The following is a 20,990-nucleotide window of genomic DNA, read 5'->3' as shown; positions in this document are numbered from 1 at the left end:
AAGAGGCGCGTGGCCGCGGAACGTCAACGATCTTCTGATGGAGCGACCGGGACGGCCCGGCCTTCCGTGAACGGCGCATGAATTCTGACGTACGGTCGGCTTTCCGCCCGCGCGCATCCCCCGGCCGCTCTTCCATAATTTCAGTTATGGGGGATATTTCACGAGACGGGGTGCGATGAAGCGTTGGATCGGCGTCATTCTGGCGGTGGTTCTGGCCGGGGTGGCGGTGGTCGCGATCCTCCTGGGCGGCCGGGAGGACAAGGGCCAGGAATTAGCCCTGGTACGGGGGGTCATCGGGTCGGAGAAGAAGCCGTTCTTCGACGATCCGCGGGTCAAGGCGGCCTTCGCCGAGCACGGCCTGCGCGTCGAGGTGGACACGGCCGGTTCCCGGCAGATCGTCACCGACGTGGACCTGAGCAGGTACGCCTTCGCCTTCCCCTCCAGCGTTCCGGCGGCCGAGCGGATCAAGCGCGACCGCAAGGCCACGACGACGTTCTCGCCGTTCTACTCGCCGATGGCGGTGGCGACGTTCGAGCCGATCGCGGCGCTGCTGACGAAGGCCGGCGTGCTCCACGATTCCGGCAAAGGCCACCAAACCCTCGACATTAAGAAATTTCTGGAATTAGTTGCCAAAGGCACCCGATGGGACCAAATTCCGGGTAATTCGGCTTACCAGGCTCGCAAACGGGTGCTGCTAACCACGACCGACATCCGCACGTCCAACTCCGCCGCCATGTACCTGTCGGTGATCGGTTACGTGGCCAACGGCGATGACGTCATCAGCTCCGACGCCCAGATCGCCAAGGTTGCGCCCCTTCTCGCGCCGGCCGTGCTCGACCAGGGCTTCGCCGAGTCGACCAGCGAGGCGTCGTTCGACGACTACCTGGCGCTGGGCGCCGGCAAGACGCCGATGCTGGTGGTCTACGAGGCGCAGTATCTGGCGCACGTCTTCGCCGGCGACGGCGCGATCAAGCCGGACATGCGCCTGGTCTACCCGTCGCCCACCGTGCTCAGCAAGCACACCCTGGTTCCGCTCTCGGGGCAGGGCACGCGGGTCGGGGAGCTGCTGACCAAGGACCCGAAGCTGCTGGCCCTGGCGGCCGCGTACGGCTTTCGCACCACCGACCCCCAGGCGTTCGCCGACCTGGTGGCCAAGACCAAGGCGCCGGCCGCGGCCGACCTGGTCGACGTCGTCGAGCCGCCTGCGTACGAGCGGCTGGACAAGCTGATCACGACCATCGACGCCGCCCGGCCCTGACCAAGGAGTTCCTTTGTCCGATCTGGTGCTCACGCCGCCCGCGCCGGTCGCGCCGGTGCCGGCCGAGACGGCGGCAGGCATGCTGCCGATGTCCGGCGAGCGCACGGCCGAGCTGACCGCCAAGGCGCGCGAGTTCGCCGGGGAGCTCGGCGGGCTCGACCCGCGCTCGCCGGAGTTCTCCCGCAAGGTGCACGACATCTCCTCGATGGGCGACACCGAGATCAGGTCCGCCTCGCAGGTGGCCAACCGCATGCTCAAGCGGCCGGTGGCCGCGCTCGACGCGGCCAAGGGTGAGGGCTCCGACGCCCAGGCCAAGGTCGCGGGTGACCTCGTGGCGCTGCGCCGTACCGTCGTGGACCTGGATCCGAAGCAGGCCGCGAGCGGGGCGCGCAAGCTGCTGGGGCTGATCCCGTTCGGCGACCGGCTGCGCGACTACTTCGCCAAGTTCCACTCCGCGCAGAAGCACATCGACGACATCATCCGCGCGCTGAAGTCCGGCCAGGACGAGCTGCTGCGCGACAACGCGGCCATCGAGGGCGAGAAGGCGAACCTGTGGGAGGCGATGACGCGCCTGCAGGAGTACGCCGTCATGGCCCAGGCCATGGACGCGGCCCTGGAGGAGCGGATCGCGCAGGCCGACGAGCAGCGGGCCACGGCGCTGCGCTCGGACGCGTTGTTCGCGGTGCGGCAGAAGCACCAGGACCTGCTCACCCAGCTGGCCGTCTCGGCGCAGGGCTACCTGGCGCTGGACCTGGTGCGCAAGAACAACCTGGAGCTGAGCAAGGGTGTGAACCGCGCCACCACGACCACGGTGGCGGCGCTGCGCACGGCGGTGACGGTCGCGCAGGCGCTGGCCGGGCAGAAGCTGGTGCTCGACCAGATCAGCGCGCTGAACGCCACCACCAGCGACCTGATCCTGGCCACCAGTGAGATGCTGCGCACGCAGGCGGGCGCGATCCAGAACCAGGCGGCCTCGGCCACTGTGGACCTGGACACGCTCCGGCAGGCGTTCGACAACGTCTACGCCACGATGGACCTCATCGACTCCTTCCGCGCGAAGGCGGTCGAGAGCATGGCGACCACGGTGGACAGCCTGTCGGCCGAGCTGGACCACGCCAAGACCTACCTGGAGCGGGCCAGGGAGGGTTCCGAGTGAGGCGGGCGCTGATCGCGGTCGCGCTGCTGCTGGCGGCCGCGTGCGGGGCCGGCGGCGAGGGCGAGGGGCCGGCTGACGGCCCGGATGTGCTGCGGGTGCTGGCCGGCAGCGAGATCAAGGACCTCGAGCCGCTGCTGCGCCGGGCCGAGCAGGAGGCCGGCGTCAAGGTGAGGCTCTCCTACACCGGCACGCTCGACGGCGCTGAGCAGGTCGCGAGCGGCCGCGCCGCCGAACGGGTGGACGCGATCTGGTTCTCCTCCAACCGCTACCTGTCGCTGATCGACGGCGCGCAGGCCAAGCTGGCCACCCAGACCAAGACCATGGTCTCGCCTGTGGTGCTGGGGCTGAAGCCGGCCAAGGCGGCCGAGCTCGGCTGGGACGGCAAGCCGGTGACGTGGGCCGACATCGCGGCGGCGGCCAAGGACGGCCGCTTCAGCTTCGGCATGACGAACCCGGCCTCCTCCAACTCGGGCTTCTCCGCCCTGGTGGGCGTGGCGGCGGCGCTGTCGGACGCCGACGGCGCGCTCAGCGCCGAGCAGGTGGCCGGGGTCACGCCGAAGCTGAAGGACTTCTTCTCGGCGCAGCGGCTGACGGCCGGCTCGTCGGGCTGGCTGGCCGAGGCGTACGCCCGCGACCAAGGCGTGGACGGGATGGTCAACTACGAGTCGGTGCTCCTGGGCCTGCGCGAGCCCGTCACGCTGATCTACCCGAGCGACGGCGTGGTCAGCGCCGACTACCCGCTCACGCTGCTCGCCTCCGCCCCGGAGGAGAAGAAGGCCCTGTACGGTAAGCTCGCCGCCTGGCTGCGCACGCCCGCCGTGCAGAAGGACATCATGACCGGCACGCACCGCCGGCCGATCGTGCCCGGCGAGGCGCAGGACCCCAAGTTCGGTTCGGCGCAGCTCATCGAGCTGCCGTTCCCGAACCGGCGCAGCACCGCCGACGAGCTGATCTCCACCTACCTCAACAAGGTGCGCGTCCCGTCGGAGGCGACGTTCGTGCTGGACACGTCCGGGTCGATGCAAGGCGACAGGATCGACGCGCTGCGCACCGCACTCGTGGCGCTGACCGGCGCGGACGCCTCGGCGTCCGGCGCCTTCACGCGGTTCCTCAACCGGGAGACCGTGACGATGATCCCGTTCAGCGGCCACCCGGACGAGCCGGTCCCGTTCACGATCCCCGAGCGGGACCCCGAGCCGGTGCTGGCGCAGATCAAGGCGTTCGCCGAAGATCTGGACGCGGGCGGCGGCACCGCGATCTACGACAGTCTCAGCGCGGCCTACGACCGGCCGGTGACCCCCGGCCGCTACAACTCGATCGTGCTCATGACCGACGGCGAGAACACCGACGGCGGCGACTACGCCGCCTTCGAGGCCCGCTACCGGTCGTTGCCGGAGGAGCGGCGGCGCACGCCGACGTTCGTCGTGTTGTTCGGCGAGAGCGACGTCGAGGAGATGCGCCAGGTGGCGCAGCTGACCGGCGGCGCGGTGTTCGACGCCCGTTCGACGTCGCTGAGCAGCGCGTTCAAGGAGATCCGTGGCTATCAGTGACCGGGTGCTGCGGTATCTGGGCTCGAACAGGAACATCGCCGGCTCGTGCCTGGCGCTGCTCGGCCTGCTGGCCCACTTCCTGGGGCTGGCCGGAGCGTACTGGCCGGTGGTCGTGGTCGCGTTGTACGGGGTCGGCGCGCTGCTGGCCCCGCCCGACCGCGTCAAGCTGACGATCTCGCACGCCGAGGTCGAGACGCGGGCGCTGCGCGAGGACCTGCGCGCGCTGCTGCGGCGGATCGAGGGACGCTTCCCTGCCGACGTGAACCGGGCGGTGCTGACGCTGGGCGAGGTCATCGACGACGTGCTGGGCCGGGCCGAGCAGCTGACCGCCTCCCCCGACCAGCTGCACGTGGTGTCGCAGACGATCCGCAGCTATCTGCCCGCCAGCCTGGAGGCGTACGCGAACCTGCCGCGCCGCTACGCCCTCACCCAGCGGGCCGACCGCGAGCGCAGCGCGCACGAGGAGCTGCTGGCCCAGGTGGCGCTGCTCGACGCCCAGATGCGCAAGGTCGCCGAGGCGATCCATCGGGGCGACGAGCAGGCGCTGCGCGATCAGGGCCGCTTCCTGCGCGACAGGTTCGGCGGCTCCGGGCTGGACCTGGACTAGCCCGCGATCCGCTCCACCTCGATGACCAGCACCGACGTCGGGCGCAGCCCCGGCGCCGGCAGCCCAAGCTCGGCCAGCGCGGCGCCGGGCAGCCGCACCGGCGCCGCGGCCCACTCCGGCATCGCGGCCCACGGCGGCATCGCCGCGCCCTGCGGGACGGGCCCCGCCACGCGCACCTCGTACAGGGCGGCGGGGTCGAGGCCCGGCAGCCGCAGCGGCGCGGGCGCGGACTCCACCCGGGAGGTCACCTGCACATAGCAATACACGCCGCGCTCGGGCAGCACCACGCCGTGCAGCAGCGACGACGGGTCGGGGTGGTCGGCCCGGACCACCCGCCCGGCGTGCAGCACCGGCCGCAGCCGCTTGTGCAGGGCGATCCACGTGGCCAGTTCCTCCAGGTCGGTCTCGCTCGCCGAGGTCAGGTCCCACTCCACGCCCATGTGCCCGAACAACGCGGTCCCGGCGCGGAAGGCCAGCGGCAGCGACCGGCCGGTGACGTGGTCGTGCGGCGCGCCGACGTGGGCGCCCATCCGCTCCGGCGGCACGAGCAGCCCGGTCCAGCGCTGGATGGCCTGCCGGTCCAGGGCGTCGTTGCTGTCGGAGGTCCACACCCGGTCGGTGCGGGCGAGGATGCCGTAGTCGACGCGGGCGCCGCCGGACGAGCACGACTCGATCTCCAGGCCGGGGTGGCGGCGGCGCAGCTCGTCCAGCAGCCGGTAGGTCGCCTCCGTCTGGGCGTGCACGCCGGCCACGCCGTCGTGGACGGGCTCGGCGATGTCGCGGTTGTGGTCCCACTTGATGTAGTCGAGCGCGTATTCGCCGACCAGGGTGTCGAGCCGCTCCAGCAGGTAGTCGTAGGCCTCCGGCCGGGCCAGGTCGAGCGTCTGCTGGTGGCGATACGGCGGCGGCATCCGCTCCGGCCGGCCGAGGATCCAGTCGGGGTGGGCGCGGGCCAGGTCGGAGTCCTCGTTGATCATCTCCGGCTCGAACCAGAGCCCGAACTGCATGCCGAGCTTGCGCACGTGGTCGGCCAGCGGGTGCAGCCCGTCGGGCCAGACCCCCTCGTCGACGTACCAGTCGCCGAGCCCGGCGCGGTCGTGGCGGCGGTGCCGGAACCAGCCGTCGTCGAGCACGAACCGCTCGATCCCGGCCGCCGCGGCCTTCTCGGCCAGCTCCAGCAGCCGGTCGAGGCCGTGGTCGAAGTAGGTGGCCTCCCAGTTGTTGAGCGTGACGGGCCGGACCGGCAGCGGGTGGGCGGCCCGCAGGTGCTCGTGCAGCCGGGCGCTCGCCTCGTCCAGGCCGCTCCCGGACCAGGTGAAGTACACCGGCGGCGTGCGGTAGCTCTCCCCCTGGGCCAGGGTGATCTCGCCGGGCTCGAGCAGCTCGCCCGCGGCCAGCAGAGCGACCCCCTCGTGGAAGCGCTCGGCGTAGTGCACGTGGTTGCCGCTCCAGCCGGCGTGCACCGCCCACACCTCGCCGCCGCCGAAGCCGAACCCCTCGGTCCCGGCCACGAGCAGCCCGGCGGCGTCGTGCCCGGTGCGGCCCCGCCGGTTCTCCCTGCTCCACACCCCATGCCCGAACGCCCTGCGCTGCGGCACCTTCTCCAGCGCCCAGCGGCCGGTGAAGTCCAGCAGCTCGCCGGCCCGCGCGGGCACCGGCAGCGCACAGGTCAGCCCCGCCAGCCGGTACGGCGTGGCGGCGGTGTTGGTCACCGTGTGCCGCAGCGTCACCAGGCCGCCCGCGTCCATGGCCAGCTCGCTCACCAGCGCCAGCCCCGCCCGCTCATCGGAGGCGGCGACGGTCACCGTGCCACCGGCGCCGGGGGTGGCCTGCGCGTCGATCCGGTCGAGGGTCCACCGCACCGCCCAGTGCTCGCCGGTCCTGGTGCCCGACAAGCCCGCCCTGCCGTACCAGCCGTCGCCCTGGGCGGGCAGCAGCGGCAGCGCGGGAGCCGATGAGGTCAGCGCGGGAAGCAGCTCGGGCCCGGCGACGGGGCCAAGGTCCGCACCGAAGTGGCGCACTCGCGGCAGGCCCTGGCCGTCGGTGAGGAGCAGCAGGGCCGTGCCCGCGGCGGAGAGGATGACGGGGGACAAAGTTCGGGCTCCTTACTCAGGCGGGGGTTCGTGACCTGAGTGGAGACGCTACCTGAAGCGCTCATGGTCACCGGGCGCGGGGAGGCCCCTCCGGGGGCGGGAGCCGGAGGGGCCGTGCGGGAGGCGTCAGACGGAGATGCGGCCCGCGCCCGCGCCCCCGGTCACGATGGACTTGACGTTGGCCGGGGTGTCGAGCGTGTAGGAGTAGGGGATGGAGCCGACGCTGCCGCCCTGGTCGCCGGCGCCGGAGTTGACGAAGTGGTTGTTGCGCGCGACCAGGTTGCCCGGGTCGGAGTCGCCCTCGCCACGGTGGAAGGGGTCGTCGGTGTTCTCGAAGTAGTTGCCCTCGACCAGCACGCCGGCTTCCTGGGTGGAGGCCACGCCGTAGTCGCCGATGTTGCCGTAGTAATTGTTGTAGACGTGCACGGGGTTGCCGTAGCGCACGCGCGGGTGGCGGCTGTTGGTGCCGTCGAACCAGTTGTGGTGGTACGTCACGCGCAGGTGCCCGCGGTCCTCGGCGCTGTTGCCGTCGTCGTGGCCGAGCAGCATGGTCTTGCTGTGGCTGGAGACCTTGTTCCACGAGATCGTGACGTAGTCGCTGGCCCGCTTGACGTCCACGGCGCCGTCGTAGCCGTTGCTGAAGGAGTTGTGGTCGACCCAGACGCGGGTGGCGTACTGGATGTTGATGGCGTCGTCGTTCCAGTCACGGAAGGTCAGGTTGCGGACGATCACGTTGGACGCCTCGGAGATGTTGAACCCGCAGCCCGCGATGGTCGCGCCGGAGTTGCCCAGCACGGTCTTGTTGGACGCCACGCGCAGCATGCCGGAGCAGGAGATCGTGCCGGACACCCGGATCACCGACGCGCCGCTGGCCGACAGGGCGCTGGTCAGAGCCGAGGCCGAGGTGACCGTGACGGGCGAGGCGCCGCCGCCGCCGGTGGTGCCGCCGCCCTGGGTGGCCCAGCCGACCAGTCCGGTCGGGTTCCCGGGGCCGGGAGGCGGTGTCGTCGGCGTCACGGTCGGGGTGGGGTCGCCGCCGCCGGCGGGGACGAGCCGCCACTGCTTGGTCGCGACCGAGTCGCAGGAGTTCTGCTGCACCAGGGCGCCGGACGCGGTCGAGTTGTCCTTGATGTTGAGGCATTTGCCGCCGTTGGCGTTGACGACCCGGACGGTGCTGCCCGATTCGGGCAGCGTCCACGTCTGGGACGACGCGCCGGTGCAGCTCTCCTGCTGCACGGCCTTGCCCGCGGACGTGCTGGCGTCCCGCACGCCGGCGCACTTGCCGCTGTGGGCGGCCTTGAGCGTGTAGCCGCTCCCGCTCGCGGCCAGGTTCCAGGTCTGACCGGAGCCGCCGCAGCCGGTCTGGGTGAGCTGGACGCCGTCGGACGTGGTGGCCCCCGGCACGGTGAGGCACAGGCCACTGCCGTTGTTCACCACGGTGTACGTCCCGGGCGCTGGCGCCGCCGCCGCGGAGGAGGCCGCCACGATGCCGGCCACGGTGGTGCCGGCGAGGGCGATGGCGCCCGCGATGACCGCGGCTGTCCTGCCGCTGATTCTGTGTCGCACGATACAAGCTCCTTGCTGGCCCGTGCAGGCCGAGCCGGCCTGCGAGATGGTGGCCCCCCAGGTGAGCATCGTTCACATATGTGGCTGCCATACGTGTGAGCGAACACGCCACAACATAGGTAAGCGCTTTCCCGCTGTCAACGAGGCGTGAAACTTTCATCACAGTCCTGCGGCGCCCACTGTGCGAACCACCCCTGACGTGCGCTTTTCCCGGGCGGCCCGGCGGCATTGGCCATCCCGGCCGCGATCGTTTAGGTTAGGCTCACCTAATATCGATCGAGAGGCCGGGGATGAGCGAGCCCTTTCACATGTTCCACGTCCAGGTCGAGCGGCTGCAGCGGCTCAGCCCGTCGTTCCTGCGGGTGACGTTCACCGGAGCCGATCTCCATCACTTCGCCGACAACGGGTTCGACCAGCGCATCAAGCTCATCCTGCCGGTTCCGGAGCACGGCCTGGCCCACCTGCCGGCCGGCCCCGACTGGTTCACGCGGTGGCGGGGGCTCGACGACGACAAGCGCAACCCGATGCGCACCTACACCGCCAGGCAGGTGCGCCGGGAGGCCGGCGAGGTCGACGTCGACGTGGTCATGCACCCCGGCGGCGACGGCCCGGTGGCCCGCTGGACGGAGCAGGTGCGGCCCGGCGACACGGCCGTCCTCATGGGCCCCGACGCCCGCTACGACGGATGGCACGGCGGCCTGGAGTTCCGCCCGCCGGCCGGCAGCAAGACCGTGCTCATCGCCGGCGACGAGACCGCCGTGCCCGCGATCTGCTCCGTCCTCGAACGCCTGCCGGCCGGCGTCCAGGGCGAGGCTCTCATGGAGGTTCCGTGCGAGGACGACTTCCTGCCGGTCGAGACCGCCTGCTCGGTGACGGTCTCGTGGCTGGCCAGGAACGACGCCGAGCGCGGCGGCCTGCTCGTCCCCGCCGTGCGGGCCGCGGCCGAGCGGCTGCTGCCGGCGCTGCCCCAGCCCGAATCCTTCGACGACGTGGACGTCGACGCCGAGGAACTGTGGGAGGTGCCGGAGGAGGAGGCGGCCGACTCCCTGTACGCGTGGCTGGCCGGCGAGGCGGCGGTGATCAAAAACCTGCGCCGGCATCTGGTGGCCGAGCGCGGCATGGACCGGCGCGCGGTGGCGTTCATGGGCTACTGGCGGCACGGCCGCGCCGAGGTCAACGCCTGACCCGCCTCGTCCGCCCCACCTCACGCGGCAGCGCATGCGCCGCCACGTCGGGCGCAGGCGCAGCACGACTCCCCCACGGGCCCCTCTTCCATGAGCCGCCCGCCCTGCTCGGGATCAGTCGGCCGGACCGGCCGACGGCTGAGGGGGATGTTTTTCCCACCGGGTATTCGAAATTGCTTTCCCGGGGAATTCTCCTGTCTACCCGAAACCATCGCAGCCTCTCGACGTTCGCGAGCAGGCAGGTAAACTCCATTCCGGAAGCACGCAGTCGCGTTGAGTGACCTGCGCATCGCATCTGGTGTCGACGACAAGGGCGGGTCCGCGCACAGCGACAGGAGTGTTCCCGGCCCTGACAGAGCGCGGAGCCGGACTTGGATCCACTACAGCTGACCACCAGCCGCCGCAACGGCACCGTGACGGTCGCCGTGTCCGGCGAGCTCGACATCGCCACCACCGAGCTGCTCAGGGGTCACCTGCTCGCCCTGCTACGGGAGGCCGGCCGCGCCCAGCACGCCGCGGTGGTCATCGACGTCAGCCGCCTGTCCTTCATCGACGCGGCCGGGCTCAGCGTGCTCGTCTCCGTCCACGACCACGCCCGGCGCCAGCACACGCCGCTGTGCATCGCGGGCGTCCCGCCGGCCATGCGGCGGCTGCTGCGGATCACCGGGCTCGACGGCCACCTCGCTTGATCGGCGCCGCCCGCGCACCCCGGTAGGTTGGGGGGCGTGTCGATGATTCAGGTTCCTGAAGAGATCCCGGTCAAGCTGGAAGACGGCTTCGAGCGGATCAGCCGCGAGCTCGCGCTGCCGGGCGCCTTCCCGCGGGCCGTGCTCGACGAGGCCGAATGGGTGGCGGAGGTGCCTCGACCGACCGGCAAGGACCTCACCGACGTGCCGTTCGTCACCATCGACCCACCCGGCTCGATGGACCTCGACCAGGCCGTGCACCTGGAACGGCTGCGCGCCGGCTACCGCGTCTGGTACGCCATCGCCGACGTCGGCGCCTTCGTGCAGCCCGGCGGGATCATCGACACCGAGGCCCGTTCCCGGGGCGAGACCGTCTACCTGCCGGCGGGCAAGGTGCCGCTGCACCCCCGCGTGCTGTCGGAGGGCGCGGCCAGCCTGTTGCCAGGCGCGCCGCGGCCGGCCGCGGTGTGGCGGATCGACCTCGACGCCGACGGCCGCACGGTGGGCGCGGACGTGCAGCGTGCCCTCGTCCGCAGCCGCGAGCGCCTCGACTACGCCTACGTGCAGGCGGCCGTCGACACCGGCACCGCCGACGGCGTCCTGGGGCTGCTGGCCGAGATCGGCCGGCTCCGGCTGGCCCTGGAGCGCGAGCGCGGCGGCGTCACCCTGCCCACGCCCCAGCAGGAGGTGGTCCCCGCCGACGGCGGCTACCGGCTGGAGTTCCGGCTGCCGTTGCCGGCCGAGGCGTGGAACGCGCAGATCTCGCTGCTGACCGGCATGGCCGCGGCCGCCATGATGCTCGACGCCGAGATCGGCATCCTGCGGGTGCTGCCGCCGCCGCGTCCCGACGACCTGGCCAAGGTCCGCAGGGTGGCGGGGGCGCTGGGCGTGCCGTGGCCTGACGGCGCCGGTTACGGCGCGGTGGTGCACGACCTGGATCCGCGCGACCCGCAGCAGGCGGCGTTTCTGCACGAGTCGAGAGTGCTGCTGCGCGGCTCCGGTTACGAGGCCTTCGACGGGGCGCCGCCGAAGGAGGCCGGGCACGCCGCGGTGGCGGCTCCGTACGCGCACGTCACGGCCCCGCTGCGGCGCCTGGTCGACCGGTACGCGACCGAGGTGTGCCTGGCGGTCGCCGCGGGCGAGCCGGTGCCGTCCGACGTGCGGGCGGGGCTGGCGAGCCTGCCCGCCGTCATGTCGTCCTCGGGGCGGCGCGCGGCGGCCATGGACCGGGCGTGCGTGGACCTGGTGGAGGCGTTCCTGCTGCGGGACCGGCTCGGGCAGGCGTTTGAGGCGGTGGTGATCGACGTGGACGAGCGGCGCGGCGGCGGGCAGGTGCAGCTCACCGACCCCGCGGTGATCGCCCGCTGCGACGGGGCCCTCCCGCTCGGCGAGCAGGTCACGGTACGCCTGGCGCAAGCGGACCCGGCAACCCGCGAGGTCCGCTTCACCCTGGCCTGACGCGCATCCCGTCGCAGATGACCTCCGCGAGCCGCACGGCTCCGCCCCTGGCCCGGGCTCGCCGCTCCGCCGCCAGGCACCCTCGCAACAGGTCCTGCACGTCCTCCGTCACCAGGTCGGGCCGCACCGCGCCGGCCTGCTGCGCCCTGGTCAGCAGCCGGCCGAGCGCGCCGGCGAAGTCGTCCGCGAGCGTCGAGCCCGGGCGTAACGCCATCCCGGAGCCGCTGTCCAGCATGTCGCACAGCGCCTGGTTGGCCGAGGCGAGCTCCACCACCTGCGCGAACCACCCGAAGAACGCCTTGCCCGGGTCCTCGGCCGTGCCCAGCGCGCGGGCGTCGGCCACGAACCGCTCGATCCGCCCCAGCAGCACCGCCTCGAACAGGGCCTCCTTGGTCGGGAAATGCCGGTAGACGGTCCCGACCCCGAACCCGGCTCTGCGGGCGATGTCGTCGAAGGAGATGGTCAGTCCGTCGCTGGCCAGGGCCTCTTGAGCGATCTGCAGGACCCGCTCGCGGTTACGGCGGGCGTCGGCGCGCAGCGGCCTGCCCGTGCTGTGGTCGTCGCCCATGACATGCACCTGCCTTCGTCCCTGACAAGCGGAGAGCGCTCTCCGATTCTATCGGGGACAGAGACCGGGCGGGAGCGCCTACGGAGGCGATGGCGCCTGGCGTGTGCCGGAGACGGTTTCGCGTGGCGCCGCGGCGTGCCGGCCCTGAGCAGGCGGCTCACCCGGCGGCACAGTCGCCTGCCACGCCGTACCCGGCACCGGCGCCGGCTGGGCGGCGCGGCGCGGGGCCGGGCGGCGGGCCGGGGTACCGGTGCGCTTGAGGCGCAGGCGATCCTCGCGGGGCACCGGCTCCAGCTCGACGACCCGCGCCCCTTCGGGCACATGCCGCAGGTCGTGGGTGATGAGGATCGTCGTCCGACCGGCCATGAGCCGCCGCAGCGGCTGCATGACCTGGGCGGCCGTCGCCTCGTCCAGCCCGTTCATGGGCTCGTCGAGCACCAGCACGGGCGCGTCGCGCAGGATGGCCCTGGCGATCGCGATCCGCTGCCGCTGCCCGCCGGACAGCAGGCGCCCCCGCTGCCCGACCGGCGTGTCGTACCCCTGCGGCAGCAGTTTGACGAAATCGTGCACCCCGGCCGCTTCGGCGGCTCTGATCACCTCCTTGTGCGAGGCGTCCGGCCGCCCGTAGGCGATGTTGTCCCGTACCGACCCGGAGAACAGGAGTGTCTCCTGGTGCAGCACGGTGACGTTGGCCCGCAGCGACTCGCGGGTCAGGCCCCGGATGTCGGCGCCGTCGAGCCGGACGCACCCCGCGTCCGGGTCGTAGAAGCGCAGCAGCAGCTTGGCCAGCGTGGACTTGCCCGCCCCGCTGGGCCCGGTGAGCACGAGCAGCTCGCCGGGCCCGGCGGTGAAGGACACCTCCCGCAGCACCGGCCGCGCCCGCCCCGGGTAGGCGAAGCCGACCTTGTCGAACTCGACCCACCCGCGACTGCGTCCGTGAGTTCCGGCGGCCACCGCGCCGGGTGCGTCGGTGACGGCGGGCTCGGTCCGCAGGATCTCGATGATCCGGTCGGATCCCGCGGCCGCCTCCGACACCGTCAGGGCCAGCTCGCCGAGGCTCTGCACGGCCGGGTAGAGCAGGGCCAGGTACGCGGCGAAGGCGAGCAGGCCGCCGATGGTCAGCCGGCCCGCGGCGATCTCCCACGCGCCGACGCCGAGGATGACGATCAGGCAGACGGTCTCGATGATCTGGACGGCGGGGCCGTACAGGCCGGACAGCCAGGCCTGCGCCATGTTGGCACGCAGCCACGTGCGTCCCTCGGCGTGCAGGCGGCGCGACTCGGCCGGCTGCCGGTTGTACGCCTGCACGAGCGGCTGGTTGGCCAGCCCTTCCTCCAGAACGCTGTTCATGACGCCGTTGCTGTGCCGCTCGCGTGCCGCGGCCGTCCTGAACCTGCCCGCGAACGCCTTCGACACCAGCAGGAACGCCGGGATGAGCGCGAAGGTGACGAGCGCGAGGTCCCACCGGATGAGGAAGGCGGCTCCGGCGAAGAACACCGCGCTGGCGGCCGCGGTGAGGGCTTTGACCACTCCTGAGCCGACGAGCTCCTCGATGGCCTCGACGTCGTCGGTGAGCCGGGCCATGAGGTCGCCGAGGCGCCGCTTCTCCGAGAAGTCCGGCGCGAGTGTCTGGATGTGGGCGAACACCCGGTCGCGTAGCCCTAGCAGGAACCGTTCGGCGCCGAGCGCGGTGGCGTACGTGCCGGCGAAGGCCGCGACCCCCGCGACCGCGGCGAGCCCGAGCCAGCTGAGCGCCGGAACCCAGAAGGCTCCCAGATTCCGGGTGGCGAGCACCTCGTCGGTGATGTGGCCGAACAGGCGGATCGCGGCGACCTCGCACAGCGCGGCCACGATGGCGAGCAGCAGGCCGGCCACGAACAGCCGGCGCAGCCCGCGCGTGTCCGGCCAGAACTCGCGGAAGGTGCGGCGAAGGGAAATCGCCGGCGCGAGTTCGCGGCCGGAGGCGACGAAAGAGAGCCGGCGGCTCAGCCGCCGGCTCTCACGGGGTGTGTTTACCACCCCCACCACCACTTACGACGTCTGCCCCAGCAGCGGCGGCGTCGTCGCCACCCCCGCCGTCGGCCCCAACCCCATCCTTCTTGGAACCCGACTTGCGTGAACTGCGTGTTAGCCATGATTCCTCCCCCATTGGATGGCCGACACATTCACAAATCGGACGTTAGCACCCTAATTCTGATAAATCACGAGATATTCACCGATGCAAAAGAGACTTGACCCGCCGGCCCAGCCCAGAAAGGCAATTCCGCATTCCACTTAAATTAGGGGTAAATCCATGGAATGCCTAAAGTAGGTAATCAGACCACCAAAGGTGCTTCTGGGGACTGGTTCCGAGGAGGAGGACGGCCGATACTTTGGTTCGATGAAAGGCTTCGCCACGCCTGCCACGATCGGTGCATGACGTTCCTCGGCATCATCCTCATGATTCAGGGCTTCGGCGCGCTCGTCGCCGAGCACGTCTTCGGCAAGAGCTTCGGCCTGCTGCACCTGTGGTTCGAGGGCGGCGCGCTGACCGCCGTCGCCGCCGTGGCAGGCCTGCTGGGCCTGATGGTGACGGTCCTCGGACTCCGCCACGACGACTAGACAGCCATGAACATGCTCAGGTGAGCGAGGAGTAGGCCACCACCCCGCGCCGCATGGCGTCCACGGCCTTGACGGAGGTCTGCTTGATCTTGCTGCCGGGCGGGGCCGCGTTCCCCAGCTGGCCGAGCAGGTCCATCAGCTGCTTGATCCACCGGACGAAGTCGCCGGCGGCCAGCTCGTTGCCGTTGACGCCGTCCATGAGCACCGCGTCCAGGCTGTGCCCCTTCGTCCAGCGGAACGCCGCCCAGGCGAACCCCAGGTCGGGCTCTCTGATGGTGGACAGCCCGTGGTCGGACTCGATGCCCTCCAGCTCCCCCCACAGCCGAATCATCGCCGTCAGCGCGTCCTGGGCGCGCCCCGCGGGGATCTTGGGGCGTCGGGCGTCGTCGGCGGCCCGTGACTCGAACACCAGCGCCGACACGCATGCCGCCAGCTCGGCCGGCTCCAGCTCCTCCCACAGCCCCTGGCGCAGGCTCTCGGCGGTCAGCAGGTCCAGCTCGGTGTAGATGCGGCCCAGGCGGCTGCCCTCGTCGGTGACCGCCTCGCCGTCGAGGTAGCCGAGTTGCTCCAGCACCGAGCAGATGCGGTCGAACGTACGGGAGATCACGTGCGAGCGGCCCTCGACGCGGCGGCGCAGCCCTTCGGTCTCGCGCTGCAGCTTGTAGTAGCGCTCGGCCCAGCGGGCGTGGTCCTCACGCTCGTCGCAGCCGTGACAGGGGTGCTGGCGGATGCGCCGGCGCAGCTCGTTGACCTCCTCGTCCTCCACGGCGTGGTCGCGGACCCGGTCCGGCTTGCCCAGGTCACGGTCGCCCATCTTGGCCAGCAGCGTGGAGACGAGGTTGGCGCGCTCCTTGGGCGAGCGGCCGTTGAAGTTCTTCGGGATGCGCAGCTTCTCCAAGGGCTCGACCGGCACCGGGAAGTCGGCCGGGTCGAGCTTTTTGATCTGCTTGCCGATCGTCAGCACGAGCGGGGTGGGCCCCGTCCCGGCGGCGCGACCGCGCGGGTTGCGCCCCGGGTCGAGCACGATCGCCAATCCGGCCCGCCGCCCGCCGGGCACCCGGATGACGTCGCCGGGCTGCAGCGCCTCCAGCGACCGCACCGCCGCGGCGCGCCGGGCGGCGCCCCGCTGCCTGGCCAGCTCGGCCTCCCGGTCGGACAGGCGGCGGCGCAGCGCCGCGTATTCAGGGAAGTCGCCCAGGTGGCACGTCATGGCCTCCTGGTAGCCCTCCAGGGCCTCCTCCTGCTTGCGCAGCTGCTTGGCCAGGCCCACGACCGCCCGGTCGGCCTGGAACTGCGCGAACGACTCCTCCAGCAGCGTGCGCGCCCGCTCCCTGCCGAACTGGCCCACCAGGTTGACCGCCATGTTGTAGGACGGCTGGAAGCTGGAGCGCAGCGGGTAGGTGCGGGTGCCGGCCAGGCCCGCCACCGACAGCGGGTCCATGCCCGTCTGCCACAGCACCACGGCGTGCCCCTCGACGTCGATGCCGCGCCGCCCGGCCCGCCCGGTCAGCTGCGTGTATTCGCCGGGCGTGAGGTCGGCGTGGGTCTCGCCGTTCCACTTGTCCAGCTTCTCGATCACCACGCTGCGGGCCGGCATGTTGATGCCGAGCGCGAGGGTCTCCGTGGCGAAGACGGCCTTGACCAGCCCGCGCGTGAACAGCTCCTCCACGACCTCCTTGAAGGCCGGCAACATGCCCGCGTGGTGCGCCGCCAGCCCGCGCTCCAGGCAGTCGCGCCACTCCAGGAAGCCCAGCACCGCCAGGTCCTCGTCGGGCAGGTGCGCGGTGCGCTCGTCGACGAGCTGCCTGATCTCGTGCCGCTCGCGGTCGGTGGTGAGCCGGATCCCGGCGTACAGGCACTGCTGCACCGCCGCGTCGCAGCCGGCGCGGGAGAAGATGAACGTGATCGCCGGCAGCAGCGCCTCGGCGTCGAGCTTCTCGATCACCTGCACCCGGTCCGGCGGCCGGGACCGCTGGGGGCGGCCGTAGCCGCGCCGGCCCCGGCCCGCGGTCAGCCGCTCGGCGTCCCTGGTCACCCGCATCAGGGTGGGGTTGATGCGCGGCGTCAGCTCGTCGTTCATGAACATGTCGTAGAGGCTGTTGCCCACCATCATGTGCTGCCACAACGGCACCGGCCGGACCTCGTCGACGATGACCGTGGTGTCGCCGCGCACCTCGCCGATCCACTCGCCGAACTCCTCGGCGTTGCTCACCGTCGCCGACAGCGCCACCAGCCGGACCGACTCCGACAGGTGGATGATGACCTCTTCCCACACCGCGCCGCGAAACCGGTCGGCCAGGTAGTGGACCTCGTCCATGACGACGAAACCTAGCCCGCCCAGCGTGGCCGACCCGGCGTAGAGCATGTTGCGCAGCACCTCCGTGGTCATGACCACGATGGGGGCGTCGCCGTTGATGCTGTTGTCGCCGGTCAGCAGGCCGACCTTGGCGGTGCCGTAGCGTTTGACCAGGTCGTTGTACTTCTGGTTGGACAACGCCTTGATCGGGGTGGTGTAGAAGCACTTGCGGCCCTGCTCCAGGGCCAGGTGGACGGCGAACTCGCCGACCACCGTCTTGCCCGACCCCGTGGGCGCCGCCACCAGGACGCCGTCGCCGGCCTCGAGAGCCCGGCAGGCGTCCAGCTGGAAGTCGTCCAGCTCGAAGTCGTAGAGACCTCGGAACGATCTGAGTGCGGATCCTTCGTCCCCGTGCTTCTGACGGAAGGCCGCGTAGCGTTCCGCTGGCGTTGTCATACCCGCCAGCCTACCGAAATCGCCATTCCGGTCCGTCCCGCCCGTTCCTCCGCGCCGGCCGCCTCGTCCGGACGCCTTTACAATGTAGATCTTAAACGATGATCCGCAGCGCCCCGGGCCGTATCTCGCACTCCACCGGCGCCCGCCCGATCCGCTCCCCGTCGGCGTACGCCACCACGTCCGCGGCCTCCAGCCGCACCCTGCGCGCCCGCCGCACCGACACCGCCCGGTGACCGACATGCGTCCCCCGGTACACGCTGGGCAGCGCCCGCAGGAACTCCGGCTTGGAGATGGCGCCCACCATCACCACGTCCAGCAGCCCGTCGTCGGGCCGGGCGTCCGGGCACACCCGCATCCCGGCCCCGTACGAGCAGGTGTTGGCCACGGCCACCAGCATGGCCTCCTGTTCGACCACCTCGTCCTCGTCGAAGGTGACCCGGAACGGGATCGGCCGGAACGACCGCAGCTCCTCCAGCGTCGCGACCAGATATCGAGCCATCCCGGGCGGCCAGGTGCGCCGGTTGGCCCGCTCGTTGACCCGCGAGTCGAACCCGCAGCACACCACGCCCGCGAACAGCTCTTCGACGCCCCCGGCGCGGATGCGGGCCGCGTCGATCGGCCGCGACTTCATGCGCAGGACGGTCCGTGCCGCCGCGAGGGGGTCCGTGCAGGGCAGGCCGAGCGCGGCCGCGATGTCGTTGCCGGTGCCGGCGGGGATGACGCCGAGCGGCACGTCGGTGCCGGCCACGGCCTGCACGGCCAGGTGGACCAGGCCGTCGCCGCCGAAGGCGACGAGCGCGTCGGGGCGTTCGGCGACGGCGGTGCAGGCGCGTTCGAGCGCGTCCGCGGCGTTGTCGCCGACGATCACCGAGAGCTCGGCGCCTCCGGCACGCAACCGGCGGGCCACGGGCTCGAGCAGGCGCAGCGTCCGGCCACCGCGGGCGGCCGGGTTGACGAGCAGCGCGATTTGCGGGGACACGCCCGGAACCTATCGCCTATCGGCCGGAACCGGAATCCTCTTCTGGCCTGGAGAGCTCCGGAGGCCCGGTGCCCCGTCCGCTACCGCGCCGGACCGGAGTCCTCTTCAAGGCGTTTGTCGGGATCGTCGTCGTCGAGCGGCGTGTCCTCCGGCAGCGGTGTGTCCTCCGGCAGGGGCGAGGCCTCGTCGTCGGACAGGTCCGCGAACTCGCTCTGCGGCCGCCGCTTCTCCCGCAGATACATGAACAGCTCGGCGGCCGAGAACAGCACGATCATCGGCGCCGCCAGCGCCATCATGGTGATCGGGTCGCCGCCGGGCGTGACGATGGCGCCGAACACGAACATCAGGAAGATGACCAGCCGCCGGTGCTTGGCGACCGTCGCGTGCGGCAGCACGCCGATGATGTTGAGGAACACCAGCACCAGCGGCAGCTCGAACGACACCCCGAAGATCATCAGCATGATCAGGACGTAGTCGAGGTAGTCGTCGATCGAGATGGTGGCGACCGTGCCGTCGAGGGAGAACCCCAGCAGGAACCCCAGGGCGGTGTCCATGATGATGTAGGACAGCGCCGCGCCCAGCGCGAACAGCGGGATGGCCAGCGCGAGGAACGTCATCGTGTAACGCTTCTCGGTGCGGTAGAGGGCCGGGGTGACGAACGCCCAGAGCTGGTAGAGCCAGGCGGGCGAGGACACCACGAGGCCGACCATCAACGAGACCTTCAGCGTGATGAAGAACGACGAGAAGATGCCGTTGTAGGTCAGACTGCACTCCCCGTTGAGCTGGCGCGATTGCGGGGTCGAGCAGTAGGGCTCCTTGAGCAGCTCCCACACCGGGCCGGAGACGATCCAGCCGATGATCAGGCCCACCGCCACGGCGGCGAACGCGATGAGCAACCGGTTGCGCAGCTCACGCAAGTGCTCCATGAGCGGCATCCGGCCTTCGGGGTCCGGCTCCGGCTTGGGCTTGGGACCCGACCGTTTCAGCAGCGCCATTCAGCAGTCCTGGGGACGAGGGGTGGTCAGGGACGCTTGTCTGCCTGAGCGCCGGCACGCAGGCGCGCGGCCTCCTCCTCGAGCCGGCGGGCCTGCTCCTCGGCGGAGATCACCGGCGCGGCCGGGATCTGCTGCGGGGGCGCGGGCGCCTGCTGGGGCTCGGGCGTGGCCTGCACGACCGTCGGCTTGTCATCGTCCTCGGTCATCTTGCTGGTCTCGGCCTTGAAGATGCGCAGGGACCGGCCGACGCCACGGGCGAGGTCCGGCAGCTTCTTGGCCCCGAAGAGCAGGACCAACGCCACCAGGATCAGGATGATCTCTGGAGCTCCCAAGTTCATGTGACGTCCTTCATGGTGAGAGCGGTGCTGTACTTCCCCCCGATCGTACGCTGCCAGCGGCTCTGCCTCATCCCTTGAGGTCCTCTTTCAGCCTGAATTGCTCGTTAATTTGAGCGATTTCCCTGTTCAACCCGCGTGCCGCTGCCACGACGCGGGCGGCCGCGGCCGCGAGGACGGCCAGCCCGGCCAGGACGAGCCCGCCGGTCAAGAAGATCCACGTCATGACCGGTGAGCGTACAGGGCCAGGGCGCGCCCGGCCTCCCGGTGCACGGTCTCGGCCATCCGCGGCGGGGAGACGACCCTGCCGGTGTCGCCCAGCCGCAGCGCCAGCTTGAGTATCCAGTCCTCGTCGCGGGCCCGCAACGCCACCCGCAGCCGCCCCTCGCCCAGCTCGGTGACCTGCTCACACGGGTAGTACTCGGCCACCCAGCGCCCGGCGGCGCTGACCTCCAGCTCGACCAGCTCGTCGGTCGGCGAGGGCCGGAAGACGCCCTGGGTGACGTCGATCGGCTCGGCCTCCTCCGGCGGGTCGGCGGGCACGTCGAGCACATCCACGCCGAGCATCCGGTCGAGCCTGAACAGCCGCATCGCCTCGGCCCGGTAGCACCAGCCCTCGAGGTAGGCGCGGCCGTCGACGACCACGACCCGGGTCGGGTCGACCTCGCGCGGCGTCACCTCGTCGCGGCCGGGCACGTAGTAGCGCAGTGACAGCCTGCGGCCCCGTTTGAGTCCTTCGCGCACGCGCGGCAGCGCGTCGGGGGTGGCGTCGACGTCGACGGCGACCTGGCTGCTGACGGTGGCGGCGCCCTCGCCCGCGGCCCGCTCCAGCTTGGCCATCACCCGGGGCAGCGCGTCACTGCCGGCCTGCACCTCGGCGAGCTCGGGAGTGGCGGCCAGCATGCGCAGCGCGACCAGCAGGGCGCTGGCCTCGTCGATGCCGAGCCGCAGCGGCCTGGCGATGGTGTCGGCGTTGTCAATGATGATCTCGCCGCCGTCCCAGGACACGTCGATCAGGTCACCGGGGGTGTGGCCGGGCAGCCCGCACATCCACACGAGCTGCAGGTCGTCGATGAGCTGCTTCTCGCTCAGCCCGAACACCGCGGCCACCTCGCCGACCTGCGCCCCCGGGTGGGACATCAGGTAGGGCACCAGCGCCAGCAACCTCGGCAGCCGATCCGCCGACCCACTCATGCGCCCTC

The 20,990-nt window shown here is 71.4% G+C and carries 18 protein-coding genes; 8 read left to right on the top strand and 10 right to left on the bottom strand.

Annotation, left to right across the window (positions count from 1 at the left end; translation table 11 throughout):
* Window positions 1-175 precede the first annotated feature (175 nt).
* From OHA25_RS34090 to OHA25_RS34075, 4 genes are read left to right on the top strand one after another with little or no spacing between them, the layout of a single operon-like run.
* Window positions 176-1,258: a hypothetical protein gene (locus OHA25_RS34090; protein WP_327581017.1), complete on the top strand. Its 1,083-nt coding sequence runs from the start codon at window positions 176-178 to the stop codon at window positions 1,256-1,258.
* Window positions 1,259-1,271: 13 nt separating this feature from the next.
* On the top strand, window positions 1,272-2,414 hold the full coding sequence (locus OHA25_RS34085; protein ID WP_327581016.1) for a toxic anion resistance protein: 1,143 nt from the start codon (window positions 1,272-1,274) through the stop codon (window positions 2,412-2,414).
* Entirely contained in the window at window positions 2,411-3,964 is a 1,554-nt protein-coding gene (locus OHA25_RS34080; RefSeq protein WP_327581015.1) for a vWA domain-containing protein, read from the top strand. The genes OHA25_RS34085 and OHA25_RS34080 overlap by 4 nt, the downstream gene beginning before the upstream one ends.
* A complete protein-coding gene (locus OHA25_RS34075) occupies window positions 3,951-4,571 on the top strand; it encodes a hypothetical protein (protein ID WP_327581014.1) in 621 nt (206 codons plus the stop codon). Before OHA25_RS34080 ends, OHA25_RS34075 begins: the two co-directional genes overlap by 14 nt.
* On the opposite strand, the gene OHA25_RS34070 is transcribed toward OHA25_RS34075, so the two are convergent.
* Both OHA25_RS34070 and OHA25_RS34065 read right to left on the bottom strand, forming a co-directional pair.
* Window positions 4,568-6,664: an alpha-galactosidase gene (locus tag OHA25_RS34070; protein ID WP_327581013.1), complete on the bottom strand. Its 2,097-nt coding sequence runs from the start codon at window positions 6,662-6,664 to the stop codon at window positions 4,568-4,570. The genes OHA25_RS34075 and OHA25_RS34070 overlap by 4 nt on opposite strands.
* A 126-nt stretch (window positions 6,665-6,790) precedes the next feature.
* Window positions 6,791-8,230, bottom strand: coding sequence for a pectate lyase family protein (locus OHA25_RS34065; RefSeq protein ID WP_327581012.1), 1,440 nt, complete (start codon window positions 8,228-8,230; stop codon window positions 6,791-6,793).
* Window positions 8,231-8,520: 290 nt separating this feature from the next.
* Between OHA25_RS34065 and OHA25_RS34060 the strand changes: the two genes are divergently transcribed.
* The 3 genes from OHA25_RS34060 to OHA25_RS34050 all read left to right on the top strand — a co-directional run bounded on the left by OHA25_RS34060 (window position 8,521) and on the right by OHA25_RS34050 (window position 11,558).
* Window positions 8,521-9,414 carry a siderophore-interacting protein gene (locus tag OHA25_RS34060; protein WP_327581011.1) on the top strand — a complete coding sequence of 298 codons (894 nt, stop codon included), beginning with the start codon at window positions 8,521-8,523 and terminating at the stop codon, window positions 9,412-9,414.
* 371 nt (window positions 9,415-9,785) lie between these two features.
* The gene (locus OHA25_RS34055) at window positions 9,786-10,103 is read left to right on the top strand and encodes an STAS domain-containing protein (RefSeq protein ID WP_327581010.1); all 318 of its coding nucleotides are present in this window, start codon (window positions 9,786-9,788) and stop codon (window positions 10,101-10,103) included.
* 42 nt (window positions 10,104-10,145) lie between these two features.
* Window positions 10,146-11,558, top strand: coding sequence for an RNB domain-containing ribonuclease (locus tag OHA25_RS34050; RefSeq protein ID WP_327591080.1), 1,413 nt, complete (start codon window positions 10,146-10,148; stop codon window positions 11,556-11,558).
* Here OHA25_RS34050 and OHA25_RS34045 read toward each other — a convergent pair.
* Entirely contained in the window at window positions 11,545-12,126 is a 582-nt protein-coding gene (locus OHA25_RS34045) for a TetR/AcrR family transcriptional regulator (RefSeq protein ID WP_327581009.1), read from the bottom strand. The genes OHA25_RS34050 and OHA25_RS34045 overlap by 14 nt on opposite strands.
* A 78-nt stretch (window positions 12,127-12,204) precedes the next feature.
* Window positions 12,205-14,145, bottom strand: a complete 1,941-nt coding sequence (locus OHA25_RS34040) for an ABC transporter ATP-binding protein (RefSeq protein WP_327581008.1) — start codon at window positions 14,143-14,145, stop codon at window positions 12,205-12,207.
* Between the two features lie 396 nt (window positions 14,146-14,541).
* On the opposite strand from OHA25_RS34040, the gene OHA25_RS34035 reads away from it, so the two are divergent.
* Window positions 14,542-14,727 (top strand): hypothetical protein, encoded by a 186-nt coding sequence (locus tag OHA25_RS34035; protein WP_327581007.1) that lies wholly within the window; start codon window positions 14,542-14,544, stop codon window positions 14,725-14,727.
* A 16-nt stretch (window positions 14,728-14,743) separates the two neighbouring features.
* On the opposite strand, the gene OHA25_RS34030 is transcribed toward OHA25_RS34035, so the two are convergent.
* The 6 genes from OHA25_RS34030 to OHA25_RS34005 form a co-directional block, all read right to left on the bottom strand.
* Window positions 14,744-17,479 carry a DEAD/DEAH box helicase gene (locus OHA25_RS34030; protein WP_327581006.1) on the bottom strand — a complete coding sequence of 912 codons (2,736 nt, stop codon included), beginning with the start codon at window positions 17,477-17,479 and terminating at the stop codon, window positions 14,744-14,746.
* Between the two features lie 91 nt (window positions 17,480-17,570).
* On the bottom strand, window positions 17,571-18,458 hold the full coding sequence (locus tag OHA25_RS34025; protein ID WP_327581005.1) for a diacylglycerol/lipid kinase family protein: 888 nt from the start codon (window positions 18,456-18,458) through the stop codon (window positions 17,571-17,573).
* Window positions 18,459-18,538: 80 nt separating this feature from the next.
* Window positions 18,539-19,453, bottom strand: a complete 915-nt coding sequence (gene tatC / locus OHA25_RS34020; protein ID WP_327581004.1) for a twin-arginine translocase subunit TatC — start codon at window positions 19,451-19,453, stop codon at window positions 18,539-18,541.
* A 26-nt stretch (window positions 19,454-19,479) separates the two neighbouring features.
* Complete coding sequence (gene tatA / locus OHA25_RS34015; RefSeq protein ID WP_327581003.1) at window positions 19,480-19,791, bottom strand: Sec-independent protein translocase subunit TatA; 312 nt, start codon at window positions 19,789-19,791, stop codon at window positions 19,480-19,482.
* 67 nt (window positions 19,792-19,858) lie between these two features.
* Window positions 19,859-20,014: a hypothetical protein gene (locus OHA25_RS34010; protein WP_327581002.1), complete on the bottom strand. Its 156-nt coding sequence runs from the start codon at window positions 20,012-20,014 to the stop codon at window positions 19,859-19,861.
* The gene (locus OHA25_RS34005; RefSeq protein ID WP_327581001.1) at window positions 20,011-20,982 is read right to left on the bottom strand and encodes a helix-turn-helix transcriptional regulator; all 972 of its coding nucleotides are present in this window, start codon (window positions 20,980-20,982) and stop codon (window positions 20,011-20,013) included. Before OHA25_RS34005 ends, OHA25_RS34010 begins: the two co-directional genes overlap by 4 nt.
* Between the last annotated feature and the right edge of the window lie 8 nt (window positions 20,983-20,990).

Origin of the sequence: Nonomuraea sp. NBC_00507, assembly GCF_036013525.1 — a bacterium.
GTDB lineage: Bacteria > Actinomycetota > Actinomycetes > Streptosporangiales > Streptosporangiaceae > Nonomuraea.
The sequence above is the reverse complement of the archived record's forward strand: the minus strand, read 5'-3'. Positions and strand labels throughout refer to the sequence as shown.

Coding starts and splice junctions, on each gene's coding strand:
- OHA25_RS34035 (WP_327581007.1), top strand. CDS start 14,542: ATGACGTTCCTCGGCATCATCCTCATGATTCAGGGCTTCGGCGCGCTC.
- OHA25_RS34050 (WP_327591080.1), top strand. CDS start 10,146: ATGATTCAGGTTCCTGAAGAGATCCCGGTCAAGCTGGAAGACGGCTTC.
- OHA25_RS34045 (WP_327581009.1), bottom strand. CDS start 12,126: ATGGGCGACGACCACAGCACGGGCAGGCCGCTGCGCGCCGACGCCCGC.
- OHA25_RS34010 (WP_327581002.1), bottom strand. CDS start 20,014: ATGACGTGGATCTTCTTGACCGGCGGGCTCGTCCTGGCCGGGCTGGCC.
- OHA25_RS34030 (WP_327581006.1), bottom strand. CDS start 17,479: ATGACAACGCCAGCGGAACGCTACGCGGCCTTCCGTCAGAAGCACGGG.
- tatA (WP_327581003.1), bottom strand. CDS start 19,791: ATGAACTTGGGAGCTCCAGAGATCATCCTGATCCTGGTGGCGTTGGTC.
- OHA25_RS34060 (WP_327581011.1), top strand. CDS start 8,521: ATGAGCGAGCCCTTTCACATGTTCCACGTCCAGGTCGAGCGGCTGCAG.
- OHA25_RS34090 (WP_327581017.1), top strand. CDS start 176: ATGAAGCGTTGGATCGGCGTCATTCTGGCGGTGGTTCTGGCCGGGGTG.
- OHA25_RS34005 (WP_327581001.1), bottom strand. CDS start 20,982: ATGAGTGGGTCGGCGGATCGGCTGCCGAGGTTGCTGGCGCTGGTGCCC.
- tatC (WP_327581004.1), bottom strand. CDS start 19,453: ATGGCGCTGCTGAAACGGTCGGGTCCCAAGCCCAAGCCGGAGCCGGAC.